The sequence below is a fragment of the Clostridium saccharoperbutylacetonicum N1-4(HMT) genome (assembly GCF_000340885.1).
In the GTDB taxonomy this organism is placed as follows: Bacteria; Bacillota; Clostridia; order Clostridiales; family Clostridiaceae; genus Clostridium; species Clostridium saccharoperbutylacetonicum.
On record NC_020291.1, the window covers coordinates 3,091,301 to 3,107,404 of the forward strand.

The 16,104-nt window shown below is 27.8% G+C and carries 13 protein-coding genes and 1 other annotated feature; of the genes, 11 read left to right on the plus strand and 2 right to left on the minus strand.

From position 1 onward, the window contains the following. Nucleotides 1-280 precede the first annotated feature (280 nt). From CSPA_RS13905 to CSPA_RS13915, 3 genes are all read left to right on the plus strand, one after another. A complete protein-coding gene (locus tag CSPA_RS13905) occupies nucleotides 281-1,471 on the plus strand; it encodes an HDOD domain-containing protein (protein ID WP_015392938.1) in 1,191 nt (396 codons plus the stop codon). 209 nt (nucleotides 1,472-1,680) lie between these two features. Continuing rightward, nucleotides 1,681-2,697 (plus strand): sensor histidine kinase, encoded by a 1,017-nt coding sequence (locus CSPA_RS13910; RefSeq protein WP_015392939.1) that lies wholly within the window; start codon nucleotides 1,681-1,683, stop codon nucleotides 2,695-2,697. A 30-nt stretch (nucleotides 2,698-2,727) separates the two neighbouring features. Next, on the plus strand, nucleotides 2,728-4,017 hold the full coding sequence (locus CSPA_RS13915; protein WP_015392940.1) for a response regulator: 1,290 nt from the start codon (nucleotides 2,728-2,730) through the stop codon (nucleotides 4,015-4,017). Nucleotides 4,018-4,082: 65 nt separating this feature from the next. On the opposite strand, the gene CSPA_RS13920 is transcribed toward CSPA_RS13915, so the two are convergent. Both CSPA_RS13920 and CSPA_RS13925 read right to left on the minus strand, forming a co-directional pair. Beyond that, nucleotides 4,083-6,080: a methyl-accepting chemotaxis protein gene (locus CSPA_RS13920; protein WP_015392941.1), complete on the minus strand. Its 1,998-nt coding sequence runs from the start codon at nucleotides 6,078-6,080 to the stop codon at nucleotides 4,083-4,085. A gap of 52 nt (nucleotides 6,081-6,132) precedes the next feature. Next, on the minus strand, nucleotides 6,133-6,609 hold the full coding sequence (locus CSPA_RS13925) for a MarR family winged helix-turn-helix transcriptional regulator (protein ID WP_015392942.1): 477 nt from the start codon (nucleotides 6,607-6,609) through the stop codon (nucleotides 6,133-6,135). A gap of 362 nt (nucleotides 6,610-6,971) precedes the next feature. Here CSPA_RS13925 and CSPA_RS13930 point away from each other — a divergent pair, with 362 nt between their 5' ends. The 8 genes from CSPA_RS13930 (at nucleotide 6,972) to CSPA_RS13960 (ending at nucleotide 16,055) form a co-directional block, all read left to right on the plus strand. Next, complete coding sequence (locus CSPA_RS13930) at nucleotides 6,972-8,672, plus strand: FAD-dependent oxidoreductase (protein ID WP_015392943.1); 1,701 nt, start codon at nucleotides 6,972-6,974, stop codon at nucleotides 8,670-8,672. A gap of 65 nt (nucleotides 8,673-8,737) precedes the next feature. Continuing rightward, complete coding sequence (locus tag CSPA_RS13935; RefSeq protein ID WP_015392944.1) at nucleotides 8,738-9,559, plus strand: cytochrome b5-like heme/steroid binding domain-containing protein; 822 nt, start codon at nucleotides 8,738-8,740, stop codon at nucleotides 9,557-9,559. Between the two features lie 72 nt (nucleotides 9,560-9,631). Further along, nucleotides 9,632-9,687 (plus strand) — a sequence feature (sodium ion sensor (DUF1646 type); this cis-regulatory element may regulate processes involved in with the transportation of sodium ions). Between the two features lie 99 nt (nucleotides 9,688-9,786). Beyond that, a complete protein-coding gene (nhaA, locus tag CSPA_RS13940; protein ID WP_015392945.1) occupies nucleotides 9,787-10,989 on the plus strand; it encodes a Na+/H+ antiporter NhaA in 1,203 nt (400 codons plus the stop codon). Nucleotides 10,990-11,166: 177 nt separating this feature from the next. After that, complete coding sequence (locus CSPA_RS30160; RefSeq protein ID WP_015392946.1) at nucleotides 11,167-11,337, plus strand: hypothetical protein; 171 nt, start codon at nucleotides 11,167-11,169, stop codon at nucleotides 11,335-11,337. A 558-nt stretch (nucleotides 11,338-11,895) separates the two neighbouring features. Further along, nucleotides 11,896-12,603, plus strand: a complete 708-nt coding sequence (locus tag CSPA_RS30780; RefSeq protein WP_015392947.1) for a PspC-like choline-binding domain-containing protein — start codon at nucleotides 11,896-11,898, stop codon at nucleotides 12,601-12,603. Between the two features lie 442 nt (nucleotides 12,604-13,045). Then, nucleotides 13,046-13,936: a prenyltransferase gene (locus tag CSPA_RS13950; protein ID WP_015392948.1), complete on the plus strand. Its 891-nt coding sequence runs from the start codon at nucleotides 13,046-13,048 to the stop codon at nucleotides 13,934-13,936. A 205-nt stretch (nucleotides 13,937-14,141) separates the two neighbouring features. Continuing rightward, on the plus strand, nucleotides 14,142-14,696 hold the full coding sequence (locus CSPA_RS13955) for a sigma-70 family RNA polymerase sigma factor (protein WP_015392949.1): 555 nt from the start codon (nucleotides 14,142-14,144) through the stop codon (nucleotides 14,694-14,696). Continuing rightward, nucleotides 14,697-16,055: a DUF4179 domain-containing protein gene (locus tag CSPA_RS13960; RefSeq protein ID WP_015392950.1), complete on the plus strand. Its 1,359-nt coding sequence runs from the start codon at nucleotides 14,697-14,699 to the stop codon at nucleotides 16,053-16,055. The last annotated feature ends 49 nt before the right edge of the window (nucleotides 16,056-16,104 follow it).

A 16,104-nucleotide genomic window follows, 5' to 3' on the forward strand; every position in this document is an offset into this window, starting at 1 on the left:
TAAATATTATGAAGTCGTAAAATAGTTACTTATTAGAAAATAGTGAAAATATTAATAAGAATTAGGGCATCACTGGTAAGTAGAATTATTTATGATGCTCTTTTTAATTATAGATCTGGTTGATAAGTAAGCTGAAATATATAAACTTAAAATTTCTAATGTAATATATGGAGTAAATATGTATTATTTAGAAATAAAAAAAGGAAAGTAGATTTATATGTAGAATAAGTAAAATAATATATAAACATTGATAAAGCTATGGATAATAGGAGGGGATTTAATGCAAAAGAGGATTCTTTTTGTTGATGATGAGGTTAAAATATTAAAATCATTTAAGAGACTTTTCATGGATACAGATTATGAGATATTATTAGCTGAAAGTGGTAAGGAAGCATTGGAAATTCTTGAAAATGAAGAAATTGATTTAATAGTAAGTGATATGAGAATGCCTAATATGACTGGATATCAGTTATTGAGTGAGGTTAAAAAGAGGTTCCCACATATAGTGCGTATAATTCTTAGTGGGTTTGCAGAGGAAAGAATTATATTTGATTCATTACAAAAAAACATAGCTAAATTATATATTTTAAAACCTTGGGAAAACACTACACTTATTGAAACTGTAAATAATGTGTTCAAAACAGAATATGCATTAAAAAATAATAAAAATGTACTTAAATTAATAAAGAGTGTAGAAGAACTCCCAACAATTAAAGAATTGTATAAAAAAATCATTGATGAAATAGAAACTAATCAAGGGGTTAATAAAGTAGTAGAAGCTTTAGAAGGTGATAATTCCATTGCGATGAAATTACTACATATTATAAATTCTTCACATTATGCGGTAAAAACTGGATCAATTAGAAGAGCTGTTGCATTTCTTGGATTAGATAATTTTAAAAATATAGTGATTTCATCAGCTTTTATTGATAGTTTGGGGTTTGAATCAGCTGAAAAAGAACTATTGAAGACTTTATGGAAACAATCATTTATAGCTAATAGAATTATTAGTTATATATATACAGAGTTTTTGAATGAAAAAATTCCGGAAACTGAAATGAATGTAGGTCTATTAAATAATATAGGCATGGCTTTTATGATGTATAATTTTCATGACAAATATGAAGAAATTTTACAGGAAGTTGATAATAAAAAAGGTGATTTAATAGCATTGGAGAATAACTGTTTTGGTACAAATCATCAGGAAATTGGGGGATACTTGTTAAAACTATGGGATATGCCTTTTCCTATCATTGAAGCAACAATGTATCATCATAATCCTCTTGATGAAAATATCATCAATAAAAGAGTTGTATATGTTACACATATTGCTGAAAGGTATGCTTGGGATACACTTGGAGAAAAAAACTATATGAATCTAAATGAAAATGTATTCACTGAATTAGGAATGGAAAAAAAGAGTTTTGAGATAAAACTTAAAGATATTTTACAATTACATGGGATATTATAAGTATGAAGTGTGTAACTAGATAGTTGTTCTGGTAATAAAGAGGATTGTTATTAAAATATTAAGACAATCCTCTTAAATATAGGATTTTGAAATGATAAATGATTATAGGTTGTTTTTTTTAGCAATGAGAAGTTGAAGTTTACATAAAGTGTTACTGAATTTTCAAAGCCAAACCATGACAATTAAATTTATGGAGAGGAGTATTACCAATGGCTGATTATCATAAATTATTAGAAGAGCAATTAGCAAATTACGTAGGTGAAGAAGAGATTCCAGAAGCATTTAAAACTTTTTTGGAGTCGGTTAACTTTGCTTATACGGAATTTGAAAAAGATAAGGCTTTGATGGAGAAAACTAATTGTGAGTATGCTGAAAGTATTGAAAAAATGAAAGCTCAAATAGCTAGTCAAGAGAAAATGGCTACAATTGGACAACTTTCAGCAGGTATAGCACATGAAATTAACAATCCATTGGGGTTTGTTAAAAGTAATATTAACACCTTGGAAAGCTATATAAATAAAGTGAAAAAGTTCTTAGAATTGTCAAATGATGCGGAAAAAGAATTAGAAGAGCATTATGAAGACATATATATGGAAATTTTTAAAGATGCTATTGAGTTTAAAAAGAAAAATAAATTAAAACTTGTTTTTGAAGATATGGATGATATTGTATTAGATAGTGAAGAAGGAATTGGAAGAATTGAAAATATTGTAAAGAGCCTTTTGGGATTTGCAAGAGGAGCAGCATCGTCTAAGCTTGGAGATTGTGATTTAAATAGTAATATAAACTCAACTCTCACAATTGCTAATAATGAAATAAAGTATTATGCACAAGTTGAAAAACAACTTGAAGAAATACCAATAATTAAGGCAATTAATGGTGAAATTAATCAAGTGATATTAAATTTATTAGTAAATGCAGCACACGCAATTAAGACAAAAGGGATTCAAGGCATAATTAAAATTCACACTTATTGTGAAAATAATTATGTAAAATGTAAAATTAGTGATAATGGAATTGGGATTTCAAAAGAAAATCTTAATAATATTTTTAATCCTTTCTTTACAACTAAGCCAATTGGAATTGGAACAGGTCTTGGCTTAAGTATTTCTTATGACATAATAGTAAAAAAACATTGTGGATCTATAGAAGTAGACAGCATCTTAGGAGAAGGTACGACATTTATTATTTCACTACCTATAGATATGAAGAAAAAATCTTTATGATTAAAATGTGTAGTTAAGGAGTGTTTTAATATGAAAATACTTGTTGTTGATGATGATAGATTTAACCTTACAGTTGCAAATGAATTTATACAAAAATCTGGAATAGAATGTGAAGTTACTCTTTGTAATGACCCAATAGAAGTTGAGGGATTGATGAAGGAAAAGAATTTTGACATAGTATTTTTAGATATTGTAATGCCTAAAATGACTGGAATTGATGTTTTAAAGCAAATAAGAAAAAATCAAGATTATAACAATATTCAAGTTATTATGCTTACATCACTAACTGATAGTAAGAGTTTTAAAAGTTGTTTTGAAAATGGTGCAGATGATTATGTAAATAAACCAATAAATAAAATAGAGTTTTTTGCTAGATTTAAAGCAGCCGTAAAAACAAGAAATAATGCATTAATGTTAAAAGAAATGTTTGATAGGATAAAGAAGCAGAATAAAGAACTTTTGGAACTTAATAAAACTTTAAAGGATACTCAATTTCATGTTATTCAAAAAGAAAAAATGGCTGCAATTGGAGAACTTGCAGCTGGAGTTGCTCACGAAATTAATAATCCATTAGGATACCTTGGTAGTAATTTAGAAACCTTGGCAAAATTTGTTCCTAGAATACAAACCATGATTGAAGAATATAGAACGTTTATTAGTAAACAAAAAACGCTCGTGGAAGATAGAGATATTAATGAAAAGATATCTCGAATAAGAGATATAGAGAAACAATTGAAGATTGATTTTGTTATAAGTGAAATTGGAGAAATAATTAAAGATTCAACTGATGGGGTAGACCGTGTTTCAAAGATAGTAGGAAGTCTTCAAAGTTTTGCAAAAACAGGATTTGAAGATGAAATGGTCTTAAATGACTTGAATATGATTATTGATGAAGCTGTATTGCTTTTAAATAATGATTTGAAAAGAGTAGCTATAATAAAGAAAAATTATGGAGGAATTCCTAATATATTTTGCAATAAGAGTCAGATTGGACAAGTTATTTTAAATTTGATTACAAATTCACTTCAAGCAATAAGCAGTCAAAATAGATTTGATGGAGAAATAATTATAGAAACTTATAGAGAAAACAATATGGTATGTTGCACAATAAGTGATGATGGGCCAGGAATAGAAGATAATATTATAAGCAAAATCTTTAACCCATTTTTTACAACTAAAGAAGTTGGTAGTGCTACTGGCGTTGGACTAAGTATTTCTCATGATATAATAGTAAAAAAATATAATGGTGAATTTGATGTTGAAAGTATACCCAATATAAGAACAAAATTTAAATTTAAGTTACCTGTAGGAAATAATTAAATAATTGTATAAATGTTCAATTGTCATTGACAATTGAACATTTATCATTTAAATTGATTGTTGTTTTAACTAATCTTGAATTTATCTTGTTCATCAATTAGATTTTTTGTCATGTCATTTAAAGTTACTGCTGTTGAAGCCACATCATTTGATAGGTTATGCATTTCATCTGCTGAAGCTGTTATTTCTTCGGAAGATGCTGAAATTTCTTCTGCAATAGCCGATAGGCCTTCAATTTTGTTTAAAATATCTTCTTTTTCAGTATTTACTTCTGTGGCTGACAAATTCACAGCCTGTACTTTTGGAATTACAGTTTTAATTGCAGCAATTATATTTTCAAAGGAGTTCATTGTTTCATTTATAATATTTACTTGACCATTAAGTTCTGAATTCATATTATTAGTATCTTCTGTAATTACAATAGTATCTTTAGAAATATCAGATATTAATTTTGTGATATTTTCTGAAGATGTTTTTGTTTGTTCTGCTAAAACTTTAACTTCATTTGCTACAACTGCAAACCCTTTTCCAGCATCACCAGCAATAGCAGCTTCTATTGATGCATTAAGTGCCAATAAGTTTGTTTGATCTGCTATCGAATTTATTATGTTGACTATACTATTTACCTCTTTTATATTGATTCCAAAAGCAAGTATTTTATCAGATAAAGTTTTAAAAGAAGAGCTTATGCCACTTACTGAATCCATTAATAGTTTCATATTCGAACTACTATTATTTGCAAGTTCGTTCATTGAGAGTGTATTTTCATCTATATCTTTGATGTTATCTACTATGTTTTCAAGTTTACTGCTGAAATTGTTCAAAATACCAGTGATTTCTACTAAATCATTAGCTTGTGCATTAATTCCGCTTGCCACTTCTTGCATTGAGCTTGCAACATTATCTGAAGATAGAACCATATTTTTAGATATATTTGATAAGTTACTTGAATTTGTATCTATTACAAATGAACTATCTTTAGATACTGTTATCATATCCTTAATTGAATTCTGCATTTTATTCATAGAATTAGCCATATCGCCAATTTCATCGTTATATTTTAAATATTTATCACTTATCATATTAGTAAAATCTCCAGTAGCTAAAATATTTAGAGCATTTGAAGAATACTTAATTCTTGTAGATAATCGATGAGAAATAATATATATAATTATAACCCCTAAAATTAAGAAAAATACCGATCCTAATGTTGTAGAGATTTTTAAGGAATCAAGCTCAGATAAAAGTTCACTTTTTTCTAAAATAACAACTACAGACCATTTCTCTTTTTCTATTGGTGCAAAACCACCATAAGATTCTTTTCCGCCATAAGTGTATGAACTTAAGCCTGTCTCTCCATTAATCATTCTTTTTTGCATTTCAGCTATAGCTTTAAGAGATGGATCTTTTTCAGCTTCTTTAATTGAATTGTATTGGCTTAAAGGCATACTTGGATCTTTAAATGCAATACTGTTACTTTGACTATTAATCATATATGCACTTCCAGTTTTACCAAATGATATTTTTTTAATTAAATTACTAAGTTCCATACCATCTCTTATTGATACTAATACACCTACAACAGATTTATCATCCTTAATTGGCACTGAATATATCATTATAAGTGCATTTTTTTGTTCATTTGGTATAGGATCATTAACTAGATTTTCTCCAGCCATTGATTTTTTAAAATAATTAGTATCCTTTATATTGCCTTGACTACCATCAGTATAGGTTATATTACCATTAGCATCAGCATATCCCATCTTAAGGCTTCCATTCCTTTTAGCTTCAGCTTTTAAAATTGTCATTAACTTATCTTGACTATCATTACTTAAGGAAGCAACTTTTGCAGTAACCTCCATAGAATTTAATTGATTATCTAAATATGCTTGAACAGTATTCGAGGCTTGTGTTGCAATTTGAGGTAGAGTTTTTTCGATATTTGACACTAAAGCATTTGATGCATCAATATATGAAATAATTCCTAGACCTGTGCTTACAACAAGTAATAAGATACTTATTAATATAATTAGTTTAGATTTTATAGACTTAATCATCATAGTGAATCAGCTCCTTAAATATATGTAGTTTCTATAAGACTAACTTTGGTTTTTATGATTTCTTTTTATTATCTTGTAAGTTTAAATCACGAATTTTAATTAGTAATTCCTGAAGCCTTAAGAAGGAGTGGGAAAGTTCTAATATTTCATTTTCAGATAGAACTTTAAATTTATCTAAAAATTTACTTTCGCCTGCTCCTGCCACAGAGAGAATAAGGTTAATAGCCTTAGCAGATAGTGATAGATAGATGACCCTTTTATCATTTTCATCCTGCTTTTTTACTATATAACCAAGTTTATTTAAAGTATTAATGCTTCTACTAGTATTTGGAATTGTAATGTTTAATTTCTTGCTTATTTTTGTAGCTGTAGTTGTCCCTTCAAAATGTATAAAATTTAAAATTCTTGAAAGTAGTGGTGTTATTTCTGAATTAGTAAGGTCTGGTATTAGATCTATAAATTCAACACTAAATAAAGTGTAAAAGTTAACCATGTTTAAAATTAAATTTTGAGATTTATCTTTATTCATAAATTATCTCCTTTAACAATTATTATTTCTTGAAAAAAATTATAACAGAATAGTTATCATTTAACAACTATTTTAGAAAAAATTAGGCACGTGAAAATAAATAACAAGTCAAAATTAAAAAATAATCTTCAAGATAGCTGGTCTTTTTTAAAATGATTCTAATTGCAGAAAAGTTCCGTATTGCAGCATAGCTGCTCTTTTCTAAGGTGCATAGCTGCTCCTTTTAAAGGGGTATAATTTGTGTGACTAAATCACAATGAAATTTTTAAAAAAAGTATATAATAATAATAATAAAATCGATGTTAATGGATAATAGTGAAAAAATATCCAATTATAATTTACTATTGTAGGAGGGAATATTTATGAAGAGAAAAATTTTAATTGTAGGTGGAGTTGCGGGAGGGGCATCTGCAGCTGCAAGATTAAGAAGGCTAAGTGAAGAAGATGAAATTGTTATGTTTGAAAAGGGGCCTCATGTATCTTTTTCAAATTGCTCACTTCCATATCATTTAAGTGGATTGATTGATGAAGCAGATAAAATGGTATTAATGAGTCCAGAAAAATTCCTAGTTCAATATAATATTCAAGCTAAAGTAAATAATGAAGTTTTATCAATAAATAAAGAAGAAAAATATGTGGTCGTTAAAAATTTAGTGTCTGGTGAAAGTTATAAGGAAAATTATGATAAATTAATATTATCTCCAGGTGCAAAGCCGATTGTACCAAATATTCTAGGAATTGAAGAAGCTAATATTTTTACAATAAGAAATGTTGTTGATATTGATAAGTTAAATAAATACATAAAGTCTATTGATGTAAAGGATATAGCTGTTATTGGCGGAGGTTTTATTGGAGTTGAAGCAGCAGAAAATTTAAGGGAAGCAGGTTATAATGTAGCTTTAATTGAAGGAACAGATCAAATACTAAGACCTTTTGATTATGATATGGTCCAAATATTACATAAAGAAATTTATGACCATGGTATAAATTTAATAGTTGAAGATAAAGTTGAAAGGTTTGAAAAGGATACAGTAATTTTAGCATCAGGTAAAAAAATTAGTTCTAAAGTGGTAGTTATGGCTATAGGAGTGTCACCAGAAACTACACTAGCAAAAGAAGCAGCTATAGATATTGGGGAAACAGGTGCAATAAAAGTTGATCAGAATTATAGAACAGCTGATAAGGATATATATGCAGTTGGAGATGCAATAGAAGTTTATAATGCATTAACTCATACAGTAGCAAAATTATTTCTTGCGGGACCAGCACTAAAACAAGCTAGAGCAGTGGCTGATCATATAAATGGGAAAAAAGCTCTAAACAAAGGATATATCGGGTCGTCAGCCATTAAAGTTTTCGATTATAATGGAGCGTCAACAGGCTTAAATGAAGCTCTTATAAATGTTCTTAACATGAAAATAAAATATGAGGTTGTAAGAGTTATTCTAAGTGATAAGGTTGGTATAATGCCAAGTTCGGCACCAATGCATTTTAAATTGTTATTTGAAGTTCCAACAGGAAAGATTTTAGGTGCTCAGGCCATAGGAAAAGGTGATGTTACAAAGAGAATAGATGTAGTGGCTACAGCAATAAAATTTGGAGGAACAATTGAAGATTTAAAAGATTTAGAATTATGTTATGCACCACCATTTTCAACAGCAAAAGATGTAGTTAACTATGCAGGTTATGTTGGATCTAATCTTTTAAATGGAGATTTTAAACAAGTTAATGTGGATTTAGTGAGAGGATTAGTAGAACATAATGCTTATATAATTGATGTTAGAGAAAGAGGAGAATATGCTAATGGACATATTAAAAATGCTGTAAATATACCATTAAGCGAACTTAGACAAAGAGTAAATGAAATACCCAAGGAGAAGCCTGTATATCTTCACTGCAGAACTGGCCAAAGAAGCTATAATGCTACATTAGCACTTCAAAATTTAGGCTATAACAATGTCTACAATATTACAGGAAGTTTCTTAGGATTATCTTTCTACGAATATTTTAATGATAAAACTAAGAATAGGGAAAGTATATTAACTGAATATAATTTCAGATAGATTATATGAATTTTTTTGAAGAGAAATTTCATATATTTATGAATAGAAATTATTAAGAGGCTGATATGAGAATTTATTTTAATTTCGCAACAATTGATGAATTACTAGGAATTGATTGTGATTTTCATAGACAACAAAAAGAATTTGATTTAGAAGAATTAGAACAATATGATGGAAAAAATGGGAAACCTGCTTATGTATCAATAGAAGGAATAGTATATGATATCAGCAATGAATCAATCTTTGAGGAAAGAAAAAATAAGGAAAGCCTTGCTGGCAAAGATTTGACAGAATTATTTAGTTTAAGTCTTAAAATTAATACTATAATTAATAGAGCACCTATAGTTGGTGTAATTGGAGATGACAGGTATGCAGAAAGTAAAATTCTTACTAGAGATAAAAAACATAAACATGAGAAAAAAGAAAGTTGCAAATATCAAGAATTCTATATAAAGGAAACCCTTTCAATGTTAGAAAAGATTATTTCAAAATCAATTAATGAAGTACTAGAATGGCAAGAAAACCTAATAAAATGTCCAGGAGCAGCAGCTCAATTGGGAACGGTAAATAAAAGCGAAGTTGGAAAAAGTAGTACTGGTAGTTCAACTGGTGTATATGGATTAGTAGGTGGTGCATCTGGTGGAGCAGGGGGAGGATTAGGTGTTGCAATAGTAAATGTTGAAAAGGGAGGGGGGGGGATGACAAATCAGGATACAGGAAAAATGATAGCACCAGGTTCTGCCGGAGGAGCTACAGGTGGTGCAGTAGGGAGTCTAGGTGGAACTACTTCAACACCAACTACTACAGCACCAACTGGAAATACGGGAGGAATTCTAAGAAAAGAAGAAAAAGATGTTTGCTGTAAAAAATTGGATGAAGAAGATTAATATTAAAACTTGATTATAGTATTAAAATATTATATACTCAATTAAGAAGATAAATTAATATTGATTAGATACGGTTGGGTAAATTTTATAATTTACTTTCAAGCAATTGGTTTCTGGGGTGGGAAACTCATTTTGAGTTTTTCCATCTTTTTTTGTGTTTCATTTTAAATGAATTTTTAATTTGATTTATAAAATACTTACTGAGAATATGAAGAAGGAGAGAAGTTATGAATAATAAAATCAAAAGAAAAGTGATAAATCCATTTTTACATTTTTTTAGGAGTGAGTCTTCAAGTGGAATATTACTATTGGTATGTGCCATTGTTGCAATAATAATAGCAAACTCTAACTATAATCATATATATGAGAATGTACTTAATGCATATATATCAATAGGTTATAGAGAATTATCTATATCAATGTCTGTTCATCGTTGGATTAACGATGGATTGATGACTATATTTTTTTTAGTTGTTGGAATGGAAATAAAGAGGGAAGTTGTGTTTGGGGAACTAAAATCTTTTAAAAGGACTATACTTCCAATTTCTGCGGCTATAGGTGGAATGGTTGTTCCAGCAATTATTTATGTATTATTTAATATTGGAGAACCAACAATTTCAGGTTGGGGAATACCAATGGCTACAGATATAGCTTTTGCATTAGGAATGCTTTCCTTAGTTGCAAAAAATGCACCTAAAGGTATAGTTGTTTTTCTTACAGCATTAGCGATAGTCGATGATTTAGGAGCTATTCTTGTGATAGCAATATTTTATAATAGCCAAATTTCATGGCTTGCTCTTATTATGGGGCTAGTGATATTTATAAGCATTTTGCTAGCAAATAAATTAAAAGTTAAGTATGTATCAGTTTATATTATTTTGGGCATATTGCTTTGGTTATGTTTTTTGAAATCAGGAGTACATGCGACAATAGCTGGAGTACTACTTGGAATGGCACTTCCTATTGGAGAAAATATTCATAAATTTAAATCTTCAATGTTATATAAGTTCGAACATAAATTAACTTCTTGGTCAAGTTATGTAATAATGCCAATTTTTGCTTTTGCAAATTCAGGGATAGAAATTAGTTTTGAAACTTTTTCTAAGGACATATTTTCGCCAGTAAGTTTAGGGATTATATTTGGACTCTTTATTGGAAAACAGGTTGGAATATTTGTAACTTCTTATTTATTAGTCAAATTTAAAATTGCAAAGTTTCCAGCAAGTGTAACTAAAAGACATTTATATGGAGCAAGTGTTTTGGGGGGGATTGGTTTTACAATGTCAATATTTGTTTCATCGTTATCTTTTACTGACATGGAGATACTATCAATGGCCAAAATATGTATAATGATTGCTTCAGTATTATCAGCATTATATGGAACAATAGTATTTAAAGTTATCAGTTTTAAGAATAAAAGAATTGCCTAATAAGTCTTATGAGAAAATTATAATATTTAAAATTTTAAATAGCAAATTCTTGTTAGAAAAATATATGATAACTTGGCAATTTTAAAATAAAATTATTATTTAATATTGATTATTATTTAATAATATGTTATTATAAATTTAAGAAATTAAGAGAAAGGATTTAAGGAGTGGATTAAAATGGGAAATTTAATAAAAATAAATATGTACGCGGAAAGTAAACAGAAAAATGGTACAATATTAGATTTAAAGAGATTAGAAGCAAATATTGCAACTTATAATATTTGGCTAGAAAATAATCATAGAGAGGACAAAATAGAAACTTATGAAGAGTTTTTACAAATTATATAAAAAGCTTTAAAAGGCAGATTAAATTAAAAGATTTAACCTGTCTTTTAAATTTTTAAATAAATTATAGCTTGTCACAATATTGACATATTTATCTTATATTATATATATAAATAATTTAATTATTTATCCCTTACCAAATTTAAATTATTACCCAGTATTCAGAATAATCTATTTACCCTAGTAGATTATTCTTTCTCAACATTAAAAGTAGTAAACATTGCATAAAATGGTTACTACTTTTTTGTAATTTTGTCGAATAATATTTCTTGGAATATTAAAATAAATCTAGATTATAGTGTGATAATATGTTAATATAAAATTAATCAAAAGATATAAGAAATACTTGTGATATATCAGAAAGTATGTTGATAAACGTAGAAAAATAAGGTATTTTAAAACACTAAAGTTTATATTGTCCCTCTTTTTAATAAAAGTGCAGTCATTAAGTTGTCTGCACTTTTTATTTCTACAATTTATTTGTAATACAAAACTCTAAATAATAATTATGGAAGAATATTCAAAAACATATTATACTAGTAAATAAGAGGTGATTTAAAAATGAGGAAACTTTTATCTGGGTTACTTTCAATGATACTGATTTTAGGGACAGTTCAAGTTGGAGCTTCAGCTCAGTGGAGACAGAACATTGATAGCAGCTGGAGTTGGATAGATGATGGACATAATATTTTTAGTGATGGTTGGAAACAAATTAATGGGAAATGGTACTATTTCAAACAAGGTAAGATGCAGACTGGCTGGCTAAAGTATTGTAATGTAGCTTGGTATTATCTTGGAAGTGATGGAGCTATGAAAACTGGTTGGTTGAAAGATGGAAATGCAGTTTATTTTCTTGATGAGAACGGAGTACTTATTACAGACAGTGTTTTCTGCGGTTTATATTTTGATTCAAATGGAACCGCTTTTTTAGAAGATAATAAAAAAGTGTTAGTTGATAATGAGTATGTTAAAATTACATACTTAGGTATTGATAAACATGGACCATATTATAAAAAAGTAGAGATTCAAGTTGAGAATAAAAGTGAAAAAGAATTATATATTGAAAGTAGCAATATTTTAGTTGATGGGTATGAAAAAAATAGTTGGATCAATCTTGATATTGACAAAGGACAATCTTTATATACTTTTATAGGGTTCTACAAAGATGACATTAAAACAAATTTTGACAACATAAATGGCAATATTGTCATTAAAACATTTAAAGATATGGCTTACTTAAAGGAAGAAGGTTTCACGATTAAAATTTAAATAATAAACTAAATTTTAAATTAAATAGTTATTTTTAAGAAAATGTGATATACTGTTAGAGGCTAAATTGCACAAAAACTTAGCCAGTAAAAGTAGGTCAGGTAGAAATACCTGATCTGTTTTTTACATTTAAATGAATAAATTCCATGAGAAAACCATATATAAATATGCACTATAAAGGTATAATTTATATTGTATCAGCTTAGTTGTTAGTTGATATTCTCATAATCTTTATATTTTATATGAATGCAGCCATAATTGGCTGCATTTTTTAGTTTCACTGAAGATTTATTCTATAAATAAAGGATTTTATATATTATAGTAGAAGATATGTATTTAGAAGTAAAATTAGTATTTTTAACTAAGAAAAATATTAATATTTAAGTTTTCTTGATATTTTAGATAGAATTATAAAATGAAAAGCTTGTAGGAGTTGAGAATAATGAGTTTTAAAACAATAATTAAACTTATGGATATTAAAACACTTGTGGCAGGGTTAGTTCCTGTAATTCTTGGATCAATTTATTCAAAATATGCTTTTGAAAGAGTTAATATCTTATATTTTTTATTATTAGCTTTTGCCATGATATTGATTCAAAGTGCTACGAATATGATTAATGATTACTTTGATTTTAAACGTGGAGCGGATGTAAATAAGAGTTCTGATGAAAAAGCTTTAATCAGTGGAGAAGTAACCACAAAGGGAGTTTTGACAATTATATTTTTTTATCAATTAATCGCCTTTATAATAGGTGTTTTTATTGCTAGTCAGACAAGCTACTACATACTTCTTGTTGCAATTCTAGGAGGAACTATTTCAATTTTATATGCCTTTGGACCAATGCCTATTTCTTATACGCCAATTGGTGAAATTGTTTCTGGATTAACAATGGGGATAGGAATAACGACTACAGTAATATATATTCAGTCAGGTGTCTTTAATTTAAGCACTATATTAGTTGCAATTCCAACAGCATTATTTATTGGAACAATCTTACTGACTAATAATTTAAGTGATATAGTAGAGGATAAAGAAGCTGGTAGAAAAACGTTGCCTATCATTTTAGGTAAAAAAAATGCCGAGAAGTTATGGATGTTTAATGTGGTAATATTATTTCTCTTAACTTTAGGATTAGTACTAATTAATATATATCCTTTAATTATATTAATACCAGTAATTTTACTATTTCCATATAAATCAATTTTAATTTTCTCATCCTATGAGAAAACAGCTGAAACAAAGGGCAGAAGTATGGGACTTATAGGCCAAGTTGGAGTTAAATATCATTTTAGTATTGTTATTGGCTTGGTGATAGCTATTATTATTAGGTGAATGCTTGAATCTTGGACATTAAGCTGAAAAATATAATAGTGTGAATGAGGAGAACTAAATTTAAATATAGTTCTCTTTCTTTATTTGTGTAAGAGAACATACGTTGGTTATTTATAAAGAGTATGGTTTATATACAAATTAAAAAATAAAATAAGGGAACTTTTTACTATAGTTATTTATCTTAATAGTGTAAGGAGGGATAGCAGTGAGTATTGGAACTAAAGTTTTGCGATTTTATAATTTAAGTAAATACAGAGCGGATGAAAGCATAAATGAGAAAATTAATAAAACAGAATTTATTGAGCTCATTGAAGCTAATAAATTGCCTTTATATAGGCTTGCAAAGGGAATAGTTAAAAATGAACATGATATACAAGATGCTGTTAATGAAAGTATATTAAAAGCTTTTGAAAATTTAGGGAAGCTTAAAAATAGGGAGTGTTTTAAGCCTTGGCTTATGAGAATTCTTGTGAATGAGTGTTATGCATTACTAAAAAGGCAAAAGAAGGTCAAGCTTGAAGAAAATATGACTATTTATGATCTGTATTATGAAGAAAATAATCAGCATGAACTTATGGATGAAATAGATAAATTAGAATTAGAATTTCGAACAGTTTTAATACTTTTTTATTACGAAGATATGAGCATAAAATCTATAAGTGAAGTATTAAACATTTCTCAAGGAACGATAAAATCGAGATTAAGCAGGGCAAAAGCTAAACTTAAGGTTATATTAGATGAAAGTGAAGGAGGAGTATAGATGGGAGATTTTGATGATTTAGTTAAGTCTAAAATAAAAAATGAAAATTGGGAAACACCAAAAGCTTTTGACAAATCAATAAGTACCTCCTTAGATAAATTGGAAAATAGAAAAACAGGTAGAATAATATCGCGTAAAGTAATAGTTATAGTTGCAGCAATTATTGTTTTAAATGTTACAACTGTTTTTGCAATAACACCACAGGGAAAGGAACTCATAAAAGGTGTTGTAGACTTTTTTAGTGGGAAATATGAGCAAAAGTATATATCAGATAAAGGTAAATTTGATGAGTTTAATAAAGCTATAGGTATTTCTGTAGAAGACAAAGGTATAAAGGTAACACTCGATAACATTGCAGTTGATGATAGCTTTTTAAATACTTTTTATACAATTGAAAGTACTGAGCCTATAAATAAAGTTGAAAAAGACACTCCGTGGACAGCTAATTTTGCAGCACCATTTCTTATAACAAGTATCAATGGTGACGACAGATATTCAGGAAACAATAATAATTTAGATGCATATTTTAAGTCAGATAAAGTGCTTAAGGTAATGAAAAGGGAAAATATTTCTCAAGTTAATATTAATGATACTTTTAACTTGAAAATAAAATGTGATGAGATTTTTGGGAAAAAAGGAAGCTGGGAACTTACTACTAAGGTTAATAAGAATGATGTTAAGGTTGATACCACTTCTGTTAATCCTAATAAAAAAGCAACTATTAATTTAAGTGATTATCAGCATAACATAAATATTGATAAGGTTATATTATCACCATTTGGAAATCAAATAGTTATATCAGAAGAAACTAGCAATGATAGATTTTTTTCCTTATTTGCATTATTTGACGATAAAGGAAATTCACTAGATGTACTTAATACTGATTTAGCCGGAAGTCGCTATGGAAAGGTCACAAATTCTTATGAATTTATAAAAGCAAATAAAGAAACAAAGTTTATTACATTAGTACCAATAGAATGGAAAGGTGAAAATATAAAAAAGAAGCTTATATTAAAGGAATTGTACAACCTTCCAGTAACATTAGATATTAGTAAAAATGGAAAGATAATAATTCAAGATATACAATTTGATAAGAATGTAATAAAAATAAACTATAAAAAAGATGGTGTAGTAGTATATGATCCAAGCTTGAATTTTTATGATGAAAAAGGAAATGAAATAGATTTGGGAGAAACTTATTTAGTAGATAAAGTTGATAGAGAAAATGGAACATATACTGAAATACGTACATTTGCAAATAATAATGTAAATTTGAGCAAGATTAAAAAAATAGGTTTTTATTCTCAGGATGATTATAAAATTCTAAGAGATCAAGCAATAAAAATTGATTTTAAATAATATATATAATTAAATTTAGGAAGTTCAAGTGTTAGAGAAAATATAACAC

Bases quoted from the DNA above. Each gene is read 5' to 3' on its own strand.
- CSPA_RS13905 (WP_015392938.1), top strand. From the start codon at position 281: ATGCAAAAGAGGATTCTTTTTGTTGATGATGAGGTTAAAATATTAAAA.
- CSPA_RS13910 (WP_015392939.1), top strand. From the start codon at position 1,681: ATGGCTGATTATCATAAATTATTAGAAGAGCAATTAGCAAATTACGTA.
- CSPA_RS13915 (WP_015392940.1), top strand. From the start codon at position 2,728: ATGAAAATACTTGTTGTTGATGATGATAGATTTAACCTTACAGTTGCA.
- CSPA_RS13920 (WP_015392941.1), bottom strand. From the start codon at position 6,080: ATGATGATTAAGTCTATAAAATCTAAACTAATTATATTAATAAGTATC.
- CSPA_RS13925 (WP_015392942.1), bottom strand. From the start codon at position 6,609: ATGAATAAAGATAAATCTCAAAATTTAATTTTAAACATGGTTAACTTT.
- CSPA_RS13930 (WP_015392943.1), top strand. From the start codon at position 6,972: ATGAAGAGAAAAATTTTAATTGTAGGTGGAGTTGCGGGAGGGGCATCT.
- CSPA_RS13935 (WP_015392944.1), top strand. From the start codon at position 8,738: ATGAGAATTTATTTTAATTTCGCAACAATTGATGAATTACTAGGAATT.
- nhaA (WP_015392945.1), top strand. From the start codon at position 9,787: ATGAATAATAAAATCAAAAGAAAAGTGATAAATCCATTTTTACATTTT.
- CSPA_RS30160 (WP_015392946.1), top strand. From the start codon at position 11,167: ATGGGAAATTTAATAAAAATAAATATGTACGCGGAAAGTAAACAGAAA.
- CSPA_RS30780 (WP_015392947.1), top strand. From the start codon at position 11,896: ATGAGGAAACTTTTATCTGGGTTACTTTCAATGATACTGATTTTAGGG.
- CSPA_RS13950 (WP_015392948.1), top strand. From the start codon at position 13,046: ATGAGTTTTAAAACAATAATTAAACTTATGGATATTAAAACACTTGTG.
- CSPA_RS13960 (WP_015392950.1), top strand. From the start codon at position 14,697: ATGGGAGATTTTGATGATTTAGTTAAGTCTAAAATAAAAAATGAAAAT.